The sequence below is a fragment of the Mesorhizobium sp. CA14 genome, from assembly GCF_020165195.1.
GTDB lineage: Bacteria > Pseudomonadota > Alphaproteobacteria > Rhizobiales > Rhizobiaceae > Mesorhizobium.
In genome coordinates this window covers 93,820-111,070 of the sequence record NZ_JAIUHR010000020.1, presented here as the reverse complement: position 1 = coordinate 111,070, position 17,251 = coordinate 93,820, and the positions used below count along the sequence as shown (strand labels likewise).

The 17,251-nt window shown below is 63.6% G+C and carries 15 protein-coding genes; 4 read left to right on the top strand and 11 right to left on the bottom strand.

Annotated features, from left to right (window positions below; translation table 11 throughout):
* Positions 1-42 precede the first annotated feature (42 nt).
* Positions 43-366 carry a TfoX/Sxy family protein gene (locus tag LB565_RS20360; protein ID WP_224587076.1) on the bottom strand — a complete coding sequence of 108 codons (324 nt, stop codon included), beginning with the start codon at positions 364-366 and terminating at the stop codon, positions 43-45.
* A gap of 89 nt (positions 367-455) precedes the next feature.
* Between LB565_RS20360 and LB565_RS20355 the strand changes: the two genes are divergently transcribed.
* Positions 456-953 (top strand): GFA family protein, encoded by a 498-nt coding sequence (locus tag LB565_RS20355; RefSeq protein WP_224587073.1) that lies wholly within the window; start codon positions 456-458, stop codon positions 951-953.
* Between the two features lie 77 nt (positions 954-1,030).
* Positions 1,031-1,489 (top strand): RidA family protein, encoded by a 459-nt coding sequence (locus LB565_RS20350; RefSeq protein WP_224587071.1) that lies wholly within the window; start codon positions 1,031-1,033, stop codon positions 1,487-1,489.
* Between the two features lie 20 nt (positions 1,490-1,509).
* Here LB565_RS20350 and sufA read toward each other — a convergent pair whose 3' ends face one another.
* From sufA to LB565_RS20315, 7 genes are all read right to left on the bottom strand, one after another.
* Complete coding sequence (gene sufA, locus LB565_RS20345; protein WP_140627530.1) at positions 1,510-1,890, bottom strand: Fe-S cluster assembly scaffold SufA; 381 nt, start codon at positions 1,888-1,890, stop codon at positions 1,510-1,512.
* Between the two features lie 94 nt (positions 1,891-1,984).
* Positions 1,985-2,377, bottom strand: a complete 393-nt coding sequence (locus LB565_RS20340) for an SUF system Fe-S cluster assembly protein (protein WP_224587068.1) — start codon at positions 2,375-2,377, stop codon at positions 1,985-1,987.
* A 5-nt stretch (positions 2,378-2,382) separates the two neighbouring features.
* A complete protein-coding gene (locus tag LB565_RS20335) occupies positions 2,383-3,624 on the bottom strand; it encodes a cysteine desulfurase (protein WP_224587067.1) in 1,242 nt (413 codons plus the stop codon).
* A gap of 101 nt (positions 3,625-3,725) precedes the next feature.
* Complete coding sequence (gene sufD, locus LB565_RS20330; RefSeq protein WP_224587066.1) at positions 3,726-4,997, bottom strand: Fe-S cluster assembly protein SufD; 1,272 nt, start codon at positions 4,995-4,997, stop codon at positions 3,726-3,728.
* A gap of 25 nt (positions 4,998-5,022) precedes the next feature.
* Complete coding sequence (gene sufC / locus LB565_RS20325) at positions 5,023-5,778, bottom strand: Fe-S cluster assembly ATPase SufC (protein WP_224587065.1); 756 nt, start codon at positions 5,776-5,778, stop codon at positions 5,023-5,025.
* A 26-nt stretch (positions 5,779-5,804) separates the two neighbouring features.
* On the bottom strand, positions 5,805-7,322 hold the full coding sequence (gene sufB / locus LB565_RS20320) for a Fe-S cluster assembly protein SufB (RefSeq protein ID WP_224587063.1): 1,518 nt from the start codon (positions 7,320-7,322) through the stop codon (positions 5,805-5,807).
* A gap of 239 nt (positions 7,323-7,561) precedes the next feature.
* Entirely contained in the window at positions 7,562-8,722 is a 1,161-nt protein-coding gene (locus LB565_RS20315; RefSeq protein WP_224587061.1) for a cysteine desulfurase family protein, read from the bottom strand.
* Positions 8,723-8,987: 265 nt separating this feature from the next.
* Between LB565_RS20315 and LB565_RS20310 the strand changes: the two genes are divergently transcribed.
* Positions 8,988-9,662 (top strand): alpha/beta hydrolase, encoded by a 675-nt coding sequence (locus tag LB565_RS20310; protein WP_027166430.1) that lies wholly within the window; start codon positions 8,988-8,990, stop codon positions 9,660-9,662.
* 19 nt (positions 9,663-9,681) lie between these two features.
* Here LB565_RS20310 and LB565_RS20305 read toward each other — a convergent pair whose 3' ends face one another.
* Positions 9,682-10,542, bottom strand: a complete 861-nt coding sequence (locus LB565_RS20305; RefSeq protein ID WP_224587059.1) for a phosphatase PAP2 family protein — start codon at positions 10,540-10,542, stop codon at positions 9,682-9,684.
* Positions 10,543-10,590: 48 nt separating this feature from the next.
* Positions 10,591-12,234, bottom strand: a complete 1,644-nt coding sequence (locus LB565_RS20300) for an ArnT family glycosyltransferase (RefSeq protein ID WP_224587049.1) — start codon at positions 12,232-12,234, stop codon at positions 10,591-10,593.
* Positions 12,235-12,522: 288 nt separating this feature from the next.
* Here LB565_RS20300 and tyrS point away from each other — a divergent pair, with 288 nt between their 5' ends.
* Positions 12,523-13,776, top strand: coding sequence for a tyrosine--tRNA ligase (gene tyrS, locus LB565_RS20295; RefSeq protein WP_224587046.1), 1,254 nt, complete (start codon positions 12,523-12,525; stop codon positions 13,774-13,776).
* An 11-nt stretch (positions 13,777-13,787) separates the two neighbouring features.
* On the opposite strand, the gene LB565_RS20290 is transcribed toward tyrS, so the two are convergent.
* Positions 13,788-17,213, bottom strand: coding sequence for a DUF3971 domain-containing protein (locus LB565_RS20290; RefSeq protein ID WP_224587045.1), 3,426 nt, complete (start codon positions 17,211-17,213; stop codon positions 13,788-13,790).
* Between the last annotated feature and the right edge of the window lie 38 nt (positions 17,214-17,251).

The following is a 17,251-nucleotide window of genomic DNA, read 5'->3' as shown; positions in this document are numbered from 1 at the left end:
GGCAGGACAGAGGGGGGTGCTGTCCCGCCAGCATTTCTAACTTCACTTCCCCGCCCGCCTCCCCGCTTCATAAGCCCGCCGCGCCCACACTGCCATTTCATCGGGATCGTCGAAGGCGTCGTCGGGCACGCTCCAATAGGGCATCGCCACCTCCTTGCCGTGGCGCGAGCCGGTATAGGTCCACTGGCGGCAGCCCGCGGCCTCGAAATCGGGAATGGTTTCCTCATCCGCCTTGAGCATCAGCTCGCCACGCACGACGACCGCGACAATGACGCCGTCGCAATAGATGCCCTTGCCACCGAACATTTTTCGGATGCCGATCGGCCCAAGGCTTTCGAACAATTCTTCAAGGCGCGCATTATCCATGCCGCGATCATCTCATCCGTCACCGGCCTTGTCATCGCCGCAACCAAAAGCATGCTGACAGGTTGAAACCTGGAAACGGAGTTCCCGCCATGCCTGTCCTGCTCAAAGGCTCCTGCCGCTGCGGCGCCGTCCGCTTCGAGGTGGAGAGCCACACGCCAGTGCCCTTCATGCTCTGCTACTGCTCGATCTGCCGTAAGCAGCAGGGCGGCGGCGGGTTCGCCATCAATCTCGGCGCCGAGTACGAGACGATGAACGTAACGGGCAAGCGCAGCCTCGGCGTCTACCGTGCCGAAATCGAGGATGACGAGCACCCGCATTGCGAGGTCTCGACCGGCGAGCGCAATTTCTGCCGGAAATGCGGCGCGGCACTCTGGCTCTATGATCCGACCTGGCCGGAGCTTGTGCATCCGTTTGCCTCGGCGATCGACACCGACCTGCCGACACCACCGGAAAAGGTGCATCTGATGCTGAAATACAAGGCGAACTGGGTCGAGCCGGTCGTCGGCAGACAAGACAAGGTGTTCGACGTCTATCCAGAGGAATCGATCGCCGACTGGCACAAGCGGACTGGAATGTGGGTTGATTAGGCAATTCCGGCAACACTGCGCAGCGGTTTTCCGCCCGGAATTGCATCAAGACGACCATCTGGCGACAGGAGACCGAAATGAAGCTCACGACGCACAAGAAATTCAAAGGCGATCGTTTGATGCCTTGGGGCAAGGGCACGGTCGTCTCGGATGCGAAGGGATATGTTTTCCTGTCCGGCAACACCGCCACCGTCGACGACTACGATCCCTCGAAACACCAGGGCGGCGCTGTCGGCGACGCGGCAGCGCAGTGGCGCGAAATCCTGGCCAACATCAAGGAGGATCTGGAGGAACTTGGCAGCTCGCTCGACCATCTGGTCAAGGTGACGTTCTACGTCAAAGGGCCTTTTCCGTCCGGCGGCGTTCTCAGTTCACCCAATTTCCGTCTGGATGTGTTGGACGAATTCTTCGCCGAACATTGCCCGAAGCACTGTAGCTACAACAATCCGCCGCCATCAGAGGTAATCGGGGTGGCCGCCCTGGCGCAGCCGGATCTTGTTGTCGAGCTTGTCGTCATCGCTGCGCTGCCCGACTGAGGGGGAGCGTTGGCGCCTGATCAGGCTGAGGCGCGTGCCTCGGCAAGCGCCTTAAGATCGGCAGGCTTCAGCTCGACGGATTCGCCGCAGCCGCAGGCTGAGCTCTGGTTCGGATTCTTGAAGGTGAAGCCGGTACGCAACGTCGTCTGCTCGAAATCCATCTCGGTGCCGAACAGAAAGAGCGCGGCTTCAGGCGCGACATAGACATGCGCGCCGTCACGCTCGATATGGTCGTCCTTGGGATTCGGCTCGGTCACCAGGTCAACCGTATACTCCATGCCGGCGCAACCGCCCTTCTTGATGCCGAGCCGGATACCATGCGCACCTTCGCGCGTGGCGACGATCTCGCGCACCCGGTCGGCGGCCTTTTCGGTCATCGTGATGACGGCGAAGCGTCCCATGTCTTTCCTACTCCATTCCATGCAGGTTCAAGGCCTGCCGAATGATTCTCACCTAAAATGGTGAAGTTTTACAACTGGCGCAAGGGTATAGGCCTCAATACCACCCGACCGCGACCTGCGCCTCTTCCGACATGCGATCGGGCGTCCATGGCGGATCGAACACCATGCTGACCTCGACGCCGGAAACGCCTTCCACGGCGCCGACGGCGTTCTCGACCCAGCCCGGCATCTCGCCGGCCACCGGGCAGCCCGGCGCGGTCAGCGTCATGTCGATCTTGACCGAACGGTCGTCCTCGATATCGATCTTGTAGACCAGGCCGAGCTCGTAGATGTCAGCCGGGATTTCCGGGTCGTAGACGGTCTTCAGCGCCGAAACGATGTCGTCGGTCAGCCGCGCCAGCTCGTCGGCGGGGATCGCCGAGGCCGTGACGATACCGTTCGCTACCGTTTCCGGCGCTTTTTCTGCGGTGGTGCTCACGTCGTCCATCATCGTCACCCGAAGAACTTTCGCGCCTTTTCCAGCGCCTCGGCCAAAGCGTCGACTTCGGCCCTTGTATTATACATGCCGAACGATGCCCTGCATGTGGAGGTGACGCCGAAGCGTTTCAACAGCGGCTGGGCGCAATGCGTGCCCGCGCGGACGGCAACACCTTGCCGATCGATCACCATCGACACGTCATGCGCATGGATACCCTGCAATTCGAACGAGATGATGGCGCCCTTGCCGGGCGCGTCGCCGAAGATGCGCAGCGAGTTGATCGCCCGCAGCCGCTCATGCGCGTATGCCTTGAGGTCCGCCTCGTGCGCGGCGATGCGCTCGCGGCCGATCTTCTCCATATAGTCGAGCGCGGCGCCCAGGCCGATTGCCTGCACGATCGGCGGCGTGCCGGCCTCGAAGCGGTGTGGCGGCTCGTTGTAGGTGACGATGTCCTCCGTCACCTCCTCGATCATTTCGCCGCCGCCCATGAAGGGGCGCATCTCTTCCAGCCTGTTCTTCTTGCCGTAGAGCACGCCGATGCCCGACGGACCGTAGACCTTGTGGCCGGTGAAGACGAAGAAATCGCAGTCGAGATCCTGCACGTCGATCGGCATGTGCACGGCGCTCTGGCTGCCGTCGACGAGCACGGGAATTCCACGCGAATGCGCGATGCGCACGATCTCCTTGATCGGCGTCACCGTGCCCAGCGCATTGGACATCTGGGTGATGGCGACCAGCTTGGTGCGGTCGGTCAGGCGCTTTTCGAATTCCTCGATGTGGAAGGCACCGAGATCGTCGACCGGCACCCAGACGAGCTTGGCGCCCTGCCGCTCGCGGATGAAATGCCACGGCACGATGTTGGAATGGTGCTCCATGATCGACAGCACGATCTCGTCGCCCTCGCCGATCCGCGGCATGCCCCAGCCATAGGCGACGGTGTTGATCGCCGAGGTGGTATTAGAGGTGAAGACGATATTGTCGGTGCTCGGCGCGTTCAAAAACCGCTGCACCGACTTCCGGGCGTTCTCATAGGCGTCCGTCGCCGCATTCGACAGGAAATGCAGGCCGCGATGCACGTTGGCGTATTCCTGGGAATAAGCGTGCTGGATGGTGTCGAGCACCACCTGCGGCTTCTGCGCCGAGGCGCCATTGTCGAGATAGACCAGCGGCTTGCCATAGACCTGGCGCGACAGGATCGGGAAGTCGCGGCGGATCGCCTCGACGTCGTAGGGGGTGGTTTCGATCTTCTGGTCCATTTCGAAGTCCTTGCCGGCCAAGGCCGCGATCCTTCCAACACCCCTCATCCGTCCGAGCTTCGCTCGGCCACCTTCTCCCACAAGGGGAGAAGGAAAGGCGCTTATCCGTGCGTCGAAAACCAGCCGTCGAGCCGCGCTTCGAGCGCTTCGACCAGCGCCTCGTCGTCCAGTTCCTCGATCACTTCCGCGACGAACGCCTTCACCAGAAGACCCCGCGCCGACTTCTCGTCGATGCCGCGCGCCATCAGGTAAAACAGATGGTCGTGGTCGATCTCGGTTACGGTGGCGCCATGGCCGCAGACGACGTCGTCGGCGAAGATCTCCAGCTCAGGCTTGGTCGAGAACTCGCCGTCATCGGACAGAAGCAGCGTGTTGCAGGCCATTTTGGCGTTGGTTTTCTGCGCGTATTGATGCACGTTGATGCGGCCCTGGAAGACGCCCCGCGCCTTGCCGGTCACCACATTGCGGATCACTTCGGTCGACGTTGTGTGCGGCACGGCATGGTCGAGTACCATGGTGGTGTCGGTGTGCGTGTCGCCGGCCAGAAGATTGATGCCGCGCAGCTTGAAATCGGCGCCCTCGCCCGTCGTCCTGACCACGACCTCCTGGCGCACCAGCTTGCCGCCGGCGTTCATCACGAACAGCGTCAGCTTCGCGTCCTTGCCGATATGCGCCTTGAACTGCGCGAGATGCGTGGCCGTCTCCGGCTGCTCCTGCACGATCAGCCAGGTCACTTCCGCGCGGTCGCCAACCACGAGCTGGCTGACCGAAGAGGCGAGCGCCTCGTCGCCTTCGCCTGCCTGGCGCTCGACGATGACTGCCTTCGCGCCGGCCCCGACACGCGCCAAGAGCCGCACATGCGACTGGCCGCCGGCCTGCAGGTTCTGCAATTCGATCGGCTTTTCCAGCTCGGCGCCGTCGGCGATGTCGACGAAATAGCCGTCGGCGACGAAAGCCGTGTTCAGCGCGCCGATCGCGTCGTCACTGCCATAGGGATCGAGTCCAGGCGCGACGCTGCCGTCGGTCAGCTTCTCCGACAGGCGCTGCACGGCGACGCCGTCGATCTCCGGCAGTTTCGTCTGCGAGAGGCCGTTCAGCACCGGCAGGACCGCCGACCCTTCAAGGATCGGCGCAAGCGCCTTTGTGACGGCGCCGGCCTCGAAAGCCGGAACCTTGGTCAGCAGCCGGCGCAGATCCGTGTAGTGCCAGGATTCGACGCGGCGCGTCGGCAGGCCGTGCTTGATCGCCTCGATCGCATCGTCGCGCTTGACCATCACCGCGCGGTCGCCAGGCAGCAGCGACAGCCGCTCGCCGAAGGCATCGATCAGCGCCGTCTCGGCCAATGTCCGCTGGGGCTGTGCGTGCATGTTCATGACTTTCGCCTCGACTGCTCCCATCTCACGCGGCTTGCCCGATCACGCCGGCATAGCCGTTGGCCTCGAGGTCGAGCGCCAGCGACTTGTCGCCCGACTTGATCACCTGGCCCCTGTAGAGCACGTGCACCGTATCAGGCACGATATGCTCGAGCAGGCGCTGGTAGTGGGTGATGACGACGATGGCGCGGTCCGGCGAGCGCAGCGCGTTGACGCCGTCCGAGACGATCTTCAGCGCGTCGATGTCGAGGCCGGAATCGGTTTCGTCGAGCACGCAGAGTTTTGGCTCCAAGAGCTTCATCTGCAGGATCTCGGCGCGCTTCTTCTCGCCGCCCGAGAAGCCGACATTGAGCGGCCGCTTCAGCATGTTCATGTCCATGCTGAGCGAGGCGGCAGCCTCCTTCACCCGCTTCAGGAATTCCGGAACCTTCAGCGGCTCCTCGCCGCGCGCCTTGCGCTGCTCGTTCATCGCCACTTTCAGGAATTCCATGGTGGCGACGCCCGGTATCTCCATCGGGTACTGGAAGGCGAGGAAGATGCCGGCGGTGGCGCGCTCGGCCGGATCCATTTCGAGGATCGACTGGCCGTTATAGAGGATGTCGCCCTCCGTCACCTCATAGTCCTCGCGGCCGGCGAGGATATAGGACAGCGTCGACTTGCCCGAGCCGTTCGGCCCCATGATGGCGGCGACCTCGCCGGCTTTCACCGTCAGGTTCAGCCCGCGGATGATCTCGGTGCCGTCATCGACGATGCGGGCGTGCAAATTCTTGATCTCAAGCATAATTTCTTCCTGAATGTCTTTTGCGGTCAGCCGACCGAACCCTCAAGCGAGATGCCGATCAGCTTCTGCGCCTCGACGGCGAACTCCATCGGCAGCTGCTGGATGACGTCCTTGACGAAGCCGTTGACGATCAGTGCGATTGCTTCCTCTTCGGGGATGCCGCGCTGCATGACGTAGAACTTCTGGTCCTCGGAGATCTTCGAGGTCGTCGCTTCGTGCTCGAACTTCGCCGTCGCGTTCTTGGCCTCCATGTAAGGCACGGTGTGCGCGCCGCACTGGTCGCCGATCAGCAGCGAATCGCAATTGGTGAAGTTGCGCGCGTTGGCCGCCTTGCGATGCGCCGAAACCTGGCCGCGATAGGTGTTCTGCGAGAAGCCGGCGGCGATACCCTTGGAGATGATGCGGCTCGACGTGTTCTTGCCGAGATGGATCATCTTGGTGCCGCTGTCGACCTGCTGATAACCGTTCGACACCGCGATCGAATAGAATTCGCCGCTGGAATCGTCGCCGCGCAGGATGCAGCTCGGATATTTCCAGGTGATCGCCGAACCGGTCTCGACCTGTGTCCACGAGATCTTCGAGCGGTCGCCGCGGCAGTCGCCGCGCTTGGTGACGAAATTGTAGATGCCGCCCTTGCCCTCGGCATCGCCGGGATACCAGTTCTGCACCGTCGAGTACTTGATCTCGGCATCGTCGAGCGCGATCAGCTCGACCACCGCGGCATGCAGCTGGTTCTCGTCGCGCTGCGGCGCCGTGCAGCCTTCGAGATAGGAGACATAGGCCCCCTCCTCGGCGATGATCAGCGTGCGCTCGAACTGGCCAGTGTTCTTCTCGTTGATGCGGAAATAGGTCGATAGTTCCATCGGGCAGCGAACGCCCTTGGGCACGAAGACGAACGAGCCGTCGGTGAACACCGCGGAATTAAGCGTCGCGTAGAAATTGTCCGAGGTCGGCACGACCGAGCCGAGATATTTCTTCACCAGCTCCGGATGCTCGCGGATCGCTTCCGAGATCGAGCAAAAGATGACGCCCGCCTGCGCCAGTTCCTTCTTGAAGGTGGTGACCACCGAAACGGAATCGAACACGGCGTCGACCGCGACTCGGCCGGACTTGTAGACGTTGTCGCCGATCTCGTCCTCGTCCGTGACGGCGGGCTTCTGCACGCCGGCGAGGATCTCCTGCTCCTTGAGCGGGATGCCGAGCTTCTCGTAGACCTTGAGCAGTTCAGGGTCGACTTCGCTCAGCGATTTCGGCCCCGGCGTGCTCTTCGGCGCGGCATAGTAGTGGATGTCCTGGAAGTTGATCTTCGGATAGTGGACGCGCGCCCAGGTCGGCTCTTCCAGCGTCAGCCAGCGGCGATAGGCTCCCAGACGCCATTCCAGCATCCAGTCCGGCTCGCCCTTCTTCTCGGAGATCAGACGGATGATATCTTCGCTCAGGCCCTTGGGGGCCTTGTCCATCTCGATCTCTGTCTGGAATCCGTATTTATACTGGTCGACGTCGATCTTTCGAACCCGATCGATCGTCTCCTGCACAGCAGGCATAAGCGTTCTCCATCCACGCCGGGGTCAAGGCCCGGCAGTTTTCAAACTATGGCACCGCCGAAATCGCGCCCCAGGGAGGGACTCGCGGCGGAGTAGGCTCCATATAGTGCGTGTCCGCCGGAAATTCACCCGGCCAGGACAAAACGCACGGCTCTACCAGGCCCTAAAGCCTGAATTCGTTTTCGAGCAGCGGAAATCCGGAAACCGCAAGGCGTTTCTCGTTCCGATGCTTTGCCGCGTCAGGCGGCTTCTTCCTTGCCCGCCCGGCGCGCGACGATGCCGGCCAGCGCCGCCCGGAACGCCGCGATATCCTCGGCGGCGGTCGCACGCCCGATCGAGACGCGCAAGGCGCCCAGGCTGTCGCCATGGCCCATCGCCTTGAGCACATGGCTCGGTCCGACCTTTCCCGACGAGCAGGCCGAGCCCGCCGACAGCGCGACGCCGGCAAGATCGAAAGCGATCTGCGCCGTCTCGGCCTTGATGCCGGGAATAGCGAAGAATGTCGTGTTGGCAAGCCTTGGCGATGCTGCTCCAAAGATTTCCGCGTCGGGCGCCAATTCGGTCACTATGGCTTCGACCTCGTCGCGCCGGCGCGCGATGGCCTCCATCTCGGCGAGACCGGCCAGCGCGGCACGCGCGGCGGCGCCGAAACCTGCGATCCCGGCGACGTTTTCCGTGCCGGCGCGGTGCCCTTTTTCCTGGCCGCCGCCATTGATCAGTGGGCGCGGCATCATCAGGTCGGACGCGGCGACGATCGCGCCGATGCCTTTCGGACCGCCGATCTTGTGCGAGGACAGGATCAGATAATCGGCATAAGGACCTGACATATCGATCGGAATCCGCCCAACGGCCTGCACGGCGTCGACGACCAGCACCCCGCCCGCTTCCTTGACGATTTCGGCAATGCGCCCAATCGGCTGGACGACGCCGGTCTCGTTGTTGGCGGTGTGGATCGCCACCAGCGGCAGGCCGGCGGCCTTGTCATGCGCGGCGAGCGCTGCGGCAAGCGCGTCGAGATCGGCAATGCCGTTGCGATCGACGCCGATCCTCGTCATCAGCGCCGCAGCGAAGCGCCCACCATTCAGGATGCAGGGATGATCCGCCGCCGAGACATAGAGATGGCTCATGCGGATGGCGCCGCGTCCCATTTGCCAGTCGGGCCCCAGCAGCGTCGAAGCAGCTTCGGTGGCGCCGGAGGTGAAGACGACATGTTCGGGCCTGGCGTTGACCAGCCGCGCCACGTCGCGGCGCGCGTCTTCGACCAGCCGGCGCGAGGCCCGGCCCTCGGTGTGGACCGATGAGGGGTTGGCGGCATCGAGCGCGGCGACCATCGCCGCGCGCGCTTCCGCAAGGAGCGGCGCGCTGGCGTTGTAGTCGAGATAGGCGCGGGTTGCGGCCATTTTCGCTCAGTTCGTCCTTTCGCCAACTATCCCGCGAGGATAGCGCGTTATTTCCTTGAAATTGCAAGGCAAGCCGTCCTATTTACGCGGCTTGCGGCGCGGGCGGCCGGACCATCGGGTTTCGGCCTCCCAGTTTTGAACAATTCTAAACTAGCTTCTAGGAAGACGCTCGCCCGGCGTCAAGGCCACAGAAGGTGTGGGGCCGCACGAGAGTTGGGCCGAAGAGTTCCGGGCTAGCGCATTCATATGCCACGTGGAGTATTTTATGCCTGAGGTCATTTTCGCCGGTCCGGCTGGTCGCCTGGAGGGACGTTATCAGCCCTCGAAGGAAAAGAGCGCCCCGATCGCCATCGTGCTGCACCCGCACCCGCAATTCGGCGGCACGATGAACAACAAGATCGTCTACGACCTCTTCTACATGTTCCAGAAGCGCGATTTCACCGTGCTGCGCTTCAATTTCCGCGGCATCGGCCGCAGCCAGGGCGAGTTCGACCACGGCACCGGCGAATTGTCGGACGCGGCCGCGGCGCTCGACTGGGTGCAGTCGCTGCATCCGGATTCCAAGAGCTGCTGGGTCGCCGGCTATTCGTTCGGCTCATGGATCGGCATGCAGCTTCTGATGCGCCGGCCTGAGATCGAGGGCTTCATCTCGGTCGCGCCGCAGCCCAACACCTATGATTTCTCCTTCCTGGCGCCCTGCCCGTCATCCGGCCTGATTATCCATGGCGATGCCGACAAGGTGGCCCCGCCGAAGGACGTACAGGGCCTGGTCGACAAGCTGCACACGCAAAAGGGCATCACTATCACCCAGAAAACGCTGCCCGGCGCGAACCATTTCTTCGCCAACGATTCCGAGCTGCTGATCCAGGAGTGCGCCGACTATCTCGACCGTCGCCTCGCCGGCGAGCTCGCAGATCCGAGGCCGAAGCGCCTCCGCTAAGGCCGCCAGTCCAAGCGTCTTAGGGGGTCTGGGTTCGGTCGACGCCGGTCTCCACCGGATCGGCCGCCGCAATTCTGCCTCTCGGCGCGCGGGACGGTCCCAGCCGGAATGTCCGCTTGCGCACGGGCAGCTTCGAGCCTGACTGGCCGAAGATGAAGCCAAGCCGGGCAAACACCAGCCCCGAGACCACCGCAAAGGCCAACCCGAGGCCGAAGCCCGCGACCGTGTCGCTCGGATAGTGCGCGCCGACGAAGACGCGTGTCGAGGCGATGCAGGCGGTGACCGCCAGCGCGACATACCAGCGCCGCGGGAACAGCAGCAGCAGGATGCCGAACACCGCGCCCATCGTCGTGGCATGGCCGGACGGAAAGCCGGCAAAGCGCGCGTCCATGGAGAAAGGATGCAGCGACAAGACGCCGAAACTGTCGAAATAGAGCGGCCGGGCCCGGCCGATGCCGTATTTCAACAGGTTGACCGCCAGACCGGACAGGCCGACGGCGCAGAGCACCAGGAACGCGAAACACGTCCAGTTGTAGACGACCAGCCGCCCACGCATGGACAGGCCGCGCCAATCCGTCAGATTGGCAGCGACGAGGCAGAGCGCCGCCGGAATGAGATACCAACCGCCCAAGCCGAACTGCGTGAAGAAATCGGTGAAGCGCACGAAGCCGGGTGACCATTCGCCGCGCATCTCGCCCGCGCCGGTGTCGAGACGCAGGAAGATCGTCACGGTGAGCAGCATCCAGGCCACAAGCCAGACGCTCCACAGAATTCGCGGATAGCGCGCCGGCCGCACGACAAAGCGTCGCTTCACGATCGACATCGTGTCGCGGAAATTGCCGAGCGAGCGGCGGTAAAGGGCAAGTGGCGCGGCGGACATGGCTTCGGCGCAAAGTCTATAGGGACATTCGATGCCCGACGCTATTCATCACGGAGTCACCCGGTAAAGGCCGAGCGAAAGCTTGTCTCCTGACGAATAGTTGATGCCGTCGATCTCGGTCAGCCGCTTCGCCGATTTGCCCTGGGCGGTCAGCACATCCGAAAGCTTCTGCTCGTCCTTGATCGGCGCCAGCCCAAGCGCGCAGGGCGGATCGGCGAGCAGATGCCGCGCCACCCCCTCGACATCGGTAAGCACGGTCTTGGTGCCGACCAGGAAGACCAGGCTCGGCTCCTGGAATTTCGCCGAGGCGAGCACCGTGGTGTCGCAGAGCCGGTTGGCGTCGACGGCGGCCTTGACGGCGGGGCTGAGCCAGATCGGTTTCAGCAACGGCGCGATGACGCCGAACAGCAGGCTGAAGGTGATGCCGGCGCCGAAGGCGATTGCGGCGATGCGCGGAAGCGGCACCTGCAACTGCCTGGGGAAAGCAAGATAGCCGGTGACCAGAGCGGCGATCGCGGCCGGTATGCTCCACCAGGAGAAGGTCTTTGTCAGATAAAGCGGCGCGCCGACGCAGACCACGGCAAGGCCGATCGCCACCACGGCAAGGCCGAAAGCCGTCGCCCACCACAGCCATGTCTGCCAGCGCTTCAGCGGCGCGTTGGCCTTGTCAGCCGGCAAGGTGAGCAGCCAGCCGACCAAAAGCGCCATGCCCGGATAGGCAGGCATCACATAATGCGGCAGCTTGGTCGGGATCGCCTCGAACACCAACCAGAACGGGACGTACCAGGCCAGGCAGAAGCGCAGGCGCGGATCGTCCCAAAAACGGTTGATCGCCTGGAGCCCGGCGCCGACCGCGATCAGCCCGAAGGGCCACATGAACAGCGAATAGGTCAGCATGTAGAAGCCGGGCGGCAGGCCGTGCGATTCCTCGCCCTGCGCCACCTTGTTCAGCATGTCCTTGCCGACCGCCTCCTGGAAGAAGGCGCCGCCGCTCTTCCAGGTGATGAGAATGAGCCACGGCAGCACGATCACGAGCACGATCAGGATGCCGCGCACCAGCTTCATCTTCAGGAGCCAGCGCCAATCGCGGTCGAAGGCAAAGAGCGCAGCGGCCGTCAGCAGCGACAGTAGCGGCGAAACCGGGCCCTTGATGAGGATGCCGAAGCCTTGCGCGATCCAGAAAATCCGCGGCAGATGCCCGGGAACCGGTTCGTTGCGCTTCGAAGCCCAATAGACCTGCGCCAGCGCGCCTTGCGCTATCACGCAGCAGGCAAGCAGCATGGCATCGGTCTTGGCGTCGCGGCCCTCGAAGGCGGTGGCGAAGATCGCCGCCATCATCAGGCCGGCGGCCAGCCCGGCATTGGCGCCGAAGAGTTTTGTCCCGGTCCAGCCGATACCGACGACCGCGAGCGCGATGCCCAGCATCGAGACCAGGCGATAGATCCAGATGGGCGCCGCAGCCCCCTCGCCGCTCAATGCGACCGCCGCCGACTGCAGCCAGTAGATGCCGATCGGCTTCTTGTAGCGCGTGACATCCTGCAGGCGGATATCGACATAGTCGCCCGTCTCGACCATCTGCTTGGTCGCCTGGACGAAGCGGGATTCGTCGCGGTCGACCGGCGGAAGGCTGGCCAGCCCGCTGACAGTCATGACGATGCTGAACAGAAAGAGGAAGAGGTAGTTCCTGTTCATCGCGGGAGCTCGTCCGATCTGAAACTGCGGGATGGCCCCGTCGCGGCGCATGGAACGCATTGCCTTGCGCGGGCGCCTCATTACGCCAGCAAAAGGGACGAAGCAAGGATATGTGGGCGTCTCCGAATCGGACGCAAAACCGGAAACCACTTTTGCTGATCGCGGTCTTTCGTTTGGCGGGCGATCGGACGCAAAACCGGAAACCACTTTTGCTGATCGCGCTTGGATGCTAAACGCGCGCCTTCATATCAGCATGGCCAAGTGCCCGGCGACCTCCAGGAAGAACAAATGTCCGCCTTCAAATCCGATTTCCTGCGCATCATGAGCGAGCGCGGCTTCATCCACCAGATTTCGGATGAATCGGCCCTCGACCAGCTTTTCGCCAAGGAAACGATCAGTGCTTATATCGGCTTCGACGCCACCGCCAAGAGCCTACATGCGGGATCGCTGATCCAGATCATGATGCTGCATTGGCTGCAGCAGACCGGTCATCGGCCGATCGCGCTGATGGGCGGCGGGACCTCGATGATCGGCGACCCGTCCTTCAAGGACGAGGCGCGCAAGCTGCTCACTCCTAAGGACATCGACGACAATCTGGTCGGCATCCGCCGCAATTTTGTGCCTTACCTGAAGTTCGGCAGCGGTCCGGGCGACGCGGTCATGGTCAACAACGCCGACTGGCTGATGCAGATCAACTACGTCAACTTCCTGCGCGATGTCGGCCGGCATTTCTCCGTCAACCGCATGCTGGCCTTCGATAGCGTGAAGCTGAGACTCGACCGCGAGCAGTCGCTGTCCTTCCTCGAATTCAACTACATGATCCTGCAGGCCTACGACTTCGTCGAGCTGTACAAGCGCGTCGGCTGCCGGCTGCAGATGGGCGGCTCGGACCAGTGGGGCAACATCGTCAACGGCATCGACCTCGGCCATCGCATGGAGGGCGTGCAGCTCTTCGCCATGACCACGCCGCTGCTCACCACCTCGTCCGGCGCCAAGATGGGTAAGTCCGCCTCGGGCGCGGTCTGGCTCGATGGCGACATGCTCTCGCCTTACGAATTCTGGCAGTACTGGCGCAACACCGAAGACGCCGATGTCGGCCGCTTCCTGAAGCTCTACACGACGCTGCCGCTCGACGAGGTGGCGCGCCTTGAAAAGCTCGGCGGCTCGGAGATCAACGAGGCAAAGAAGATCCTTGCTACCGAGATCACCGCCATGCTGCATGGCCGCGACGCGGCCGAGACCGCAAGCGAGACGGCGCGCAAGACTTTCGAGGAAGGCGCGCTCGCCGACACTCTGCCCAGCATCGAAGTAGCCAAATCGGACCTCGAAGCCGGGATCGGCATTCTGGCGCTGTTCGTAAGCGCCGGGCTGGCCGGCTCGAATGGCGAAGCGCGTCGCCATATCCAGGGCGGCGCCGTACGCGTCAACGACCAGCCGCTGACCGACGACCGGCGTGTCGTCACGCTTCGGGACCTCGGTCCCGAAGGCGTCGCGAAACTTTCGCTCGGCAAGAAGAAACACGTGCTGGTTCGGCCGATCTGATCGGCTGCACCTTACTGCCCACTTTGGGACGGTTGCTGCCTGTACTCGAAGATCGAGCGGAATATGCCCGGCGCCACCACCGATAGCGGATTGATGTTGAGCGTCGGCTTGTTGGCGTTGCCGCGTAGCCGGTAGGTGACGCCAATCAGTCCGCGGTCGCGCCCGTTGCCGAGCAGCGGTCCGAACAACGGCAGTTCGCCGAAGATGCGGTTGAGACCATAGACCGGCATGAAGGTCCCGGTCATGTCCATGTTGTTGTTCGCATCGTAGAGCGTGCCCTGGAAGGTCGTGCCGATGCGCGGGCCGCGCAGCAGGCCGTTCGCCAGTTTGAGATAGCCGGAACCCTTGTCGATCTCGGCGTAGCCGCGCTCGAACTGCACTCTGGACGTGTCGATGTTGCTTTTGACGGCCTGGTTTAGGCTGCGTGTATCGCCGGCCGGCGTTGTCGACACGATCGAGGCCAGCTTGGGCTCGTTGACCACATAGAAGTTGCGGGCATCCACCTGTCCCTTCATCGGCCCGTCGGCGGCGCCCGAGAGCGACAGCGTGATCGCGCCGCCTTCCATATGCTCATAGACGTTGAGGAACCGCAGGATGGCGCCGGCATCGGCAGATTTCACCCTGAGCACGCGACCGCCTTCGCTTGTGGTGTTGTTGATCGCGATCGCCGCGCCGGAGCTTGCCGCGGCGGTGACGTTGAGCCCGTTCACGCGCGATCCGGCGGCGCTGTATTCGAGCCTGAGATTGGAGAGCACCTCGTCGTGGAAGCCGGTCAGCGATGCCACGTCGGCGCTCACCGAGACGGCATCGCTGCCCGCGCCCTTGGTCGCGGTGTCGACATCCGAGGTGAACTGCTTGATCAGCGAGCGGGCGTCGAGCGACGCACCGCTGACGTCGACGGCATAACCCTTGCCGGAGCGCTTCACCGAAACGGCGACGTCGTCGCCCCGGTTCAACGAAACCTTGCTGAAGCGGGCCGTGGATAACGCGCCGTTGACCAGCGTCACATTGCCGTCGATCGAAAAGCTTTTTCCGCCGAGATCGAAATCCGACAGCGTGGTGGTGCTGCCGGACTTTGCCATGTTGAAAGCGACCTTGGCGGGAATGCCAGCGCCCTTGCTCCAGCCGGCCCAGGGAATGTCGAGCCTGGCGTTGGTCAGGTCCGCCGAAACCTGCTGGGCGCCCTCGCCGCTCTTGTCGATCGCCACCTTGATGGTTCCCGAAAGCAGATCCGACAGTCCAGGCATGCTGGCATTGCGCGTCTTGTCGTCGAGGACCAAAGTAACCTTGCGGCTTCGCGCCGGCCCGTCGTCGGCTAGCGGCTCGACCAGATCGAGCTCGGCCGAAATCCCGTTGAGCTTGGCCTCGGCGGAAATCACCGCCTGCTTCGGCCCGACGGTGATCGAGCCATTGGCGTCGGTGACCGTCTGGTCCTCGAAAGGCTTGGCCAACGACAGGCCCTGATAGTCGAGCGAAACCAGCCAATCGAGGGTCGAGGTATCCATGCCCTTCGTCAGCGGAATGTCCGCCCTGACATGGCCGGTGACGGTGCCGGACAGATCCTCGGGTGCCAATCCGACATGGCGCATGGCGTTGATCGGCTCGTAGGAGGCAAGCTCGGCGATAGCCGGGGCCTCACCCGCAACGTCGATGTCGAGGCCGCCAACCACAATCGGCAGGTTCGCGTTCTTGATCGTCAACGTGCCGCCGCTTGCCGCCACGGTGCGGCCGCTCGGCATATAGACGCTGCCGGAGGAGAGCGCGATGTCGACATCGTTGCCGTGGAAGGCAACGATGCCGACGGCGTCACGGACCGGCGGGATGCGCCCGGCGGTATCGAAGCGCGATCCTTCGATCTGGAAACGGCCGAACACTTCGTCGCCGGTAAGCGGCACGCCGTTGCCCAGGCGGCCCGGCGCGACCTGGAACTGCAGTTTGGCGTCGGTCACCGTGCCGCCGAACAGATTGCTCAGCACCCAAAGCCGCGCGTTGCGGGCCGAGAACCACGGCCACAATTGCTTGACATGCGAGACCGGCATGTCGTGAACGTTGAGCGACAGCGATACTCCTGGAGGACCGTTGTCGATGAAAGCGACCGTGGCGGCCCCCAGCACCTCGCCCGATCCGCCGGAGCGCACGCCGATCTGCTCGGCGACGAGCTTGCGGCTCTTCGGCTGGTAGACGCCGGCGATACGGGCCAGGAACTGAAGCGCCGGTTCCGGCGATTCCGAGGGCGCCAGCGTCGAGCCATCGCTGGTGAGATCATAGCGGTAGGCAGGCTCCTCCCCGGCTGCTGCCGGCTTCGGCCCGATCGATCCGGCAAAGTCGAAGCTGGAGCGGCCGCTTCTGATCAGCAGCCGGTCGACCGAGATCTTGTTCGAACCGGCCACCAGCGTGGCATCGGCATCGACATCGGTCGGCAACAGCCCGCGTTCGTCCAGGTCGAGCACCGAACCGTTGAGCGAGAGTGATGCCGCCAGGCGCGAAGGGTTGTCGCCCGACGCTTCCGATCCCGACAGCTTCAACGCGATCGAACCCAGTTTAGCGCCGTCGGCCGCCGGGCTGATTCCTGTCGACCTGTTCCCGCCGGAGGGGCCGGCTATCTCGAGTTTGGCGTCCAGCGACGAAATACGCTTTGCCGTCGCGTCGCGCGTCGCCGAGGCGATCAACGTCGCGTGCCGGCCGTCGACATCGGCATCATACGAGAACTGCATGCTTCCCGTACCGGTTTGCGCGACGGTCGCCGAGGCGACGGTCACGCGCTTGACTGGCCCGGTGTCCGGCAGCTCGAACTCGACATTGCGCAGATCGATCTGGCGCATCGAGTCCTCGCGCACGGCATCCAGCGCGTCATTGACGCCTGAAAATACCGCCGCCGACACTTTCTCCGGGTCGATAAGGCCGTTCTCGTTGCGCAACGCCGCCGTCCAGTCGCCTCCGCCGGAGGGCATGGCGGCCACCACGATATGGGCGTCGGAAAATCTGGCGGCGGTCAGCCGGACTTCGCCGGAAAGCAGCGGCAGCAGACGCATGCCGAAACGCACGCGCCCGATATCGGCCATCGGCTTGCCGTCGGCCGTCTTCAGGCTGACATCGTTCACCTGCAGGGCGACGAAGCTCGACCCGTCGAGCGTCAGTCGCGCTGCGCCGACGGCGACGTCGACGTCGACGCCCGCCAGCTTCTCTATGGCGGTCTCCGCCTCGGCCCGGAGGCGCTCCGTGCCTACGCCCGAGGCCCCGAGAACATAGACGCCTGCCGCCGCCAGGAGCACGAGCGCGCAAAGCCCGGCAAACACGCGACCGAGCATGCGGAAACGCCGCCGCACGGCTGCCCGGCCCAGCGGCGGCACGCTACACGCGGACGGAAACCTCGCCAGGTCGGTGATCTCGTCACGCCTGAACCTGATCTTCTCGTGCTGCGGTTCTTCCTGATCCAAGCAATATTCCGTTGTGACGAACCCGTCGTAGACGAATC

Bases quoted from the DNA above. Each gene is read 5' to 3' on its own strand.
- sufD (WP_224587066.1), bottom strand. From the start codon at position 4,997: ATGAACATGCACGCACAGCCCCAGCGGACATTGGCCGAGACGGCGCTG.
- LB565_RS20340 (WP_224587068.1), bottom strand. From the start codon at position 2,377: ATGGACGACGTGAGCACCACCGCAGAAAAAGCGCCGGAAACGGTAGCG.
- LB565_RS20360 (WP_224587076.1), bottom strand. From the start codon at position 366: ATGGATAATGCGCGCCTTGAAGAATTGTTCGAAAGCCTTGGGCCGATC.
- LB565_RS20335 (WP_224587067.1), bottom strand. From the start codon at position 3,624: ATGGACCAGAAGATCGAAACCACCCCCTACGACGTCGAGGCGATCCGC.
- sufA (WP_140627530.1), bottom strand. From the start codon at position 1,890: ATGGGACGCTTCGCCGTCATCACGATGACCGAAAAGGCCGCCGACCGG.
- tyrS (WP_224587046.1), top strand. From the start codon at position 12,523: ATGTCCGCCTTCAAATCCGATTTCCTGCGCATCATGAGCGAGCGCGGC.
- sufC (WP_224587065.1), bottom strand. From the start codon at position 5,778: ATGCTTGAGATCAAGAATTTGCACGCCCGCATCGTCGATGACGGCACC.
- LB565_RS20305 (WP_224587059.1), bottom strand. From the start codon at position 10,542: ATGTCCGCCGCGCCACTTGCCCTTTACCGCCGCTCGCTCGGCAATTTC.
- LB565_RS20310 (WP_027166430.1), top strand. From the start codon at position 8,988: ATGCCTGAGGTCATTTTCGCCGGTCCGGCTGGTCGCCTGGAGGGACGT.
- LB565_RS20315 (WP_224587061.1), bottom strand. From the start codon at position 8,722: ATGGCCGCAACCCGCGCCTATCTCGACTACAACGCCAGCGCGCCGCTC.
- sufB (WP_224587063.1), bottom strand. From the start codon at position 7,322: ATGCCTGCTGTGCAGGAGACGATCGATCGGGTTCGAAAGATCGACGTC.
- LB565_RS20355 (WP_224587073.1), top strand. From the start codon at position 456: ATGCCTGTCCTGCTCAAAGGCTCCTGCCGCTGCGGCGCCGTCCGCTTC.
- LB565_RS20300 (WP_224587049.1), bottom strand. From the start codon at position 12,234: ATGAACAGGAACTACCTCTTCCTCTTTCTGTTCAGCATCGTCATGACT.
- LB565_RS20350 (WP_224587071.1), top strand. From the start codon at position 1,031: ATGAAGCTCACGACGCACAAGAAATTCAAAGGCGATCGTTTGATGCCT.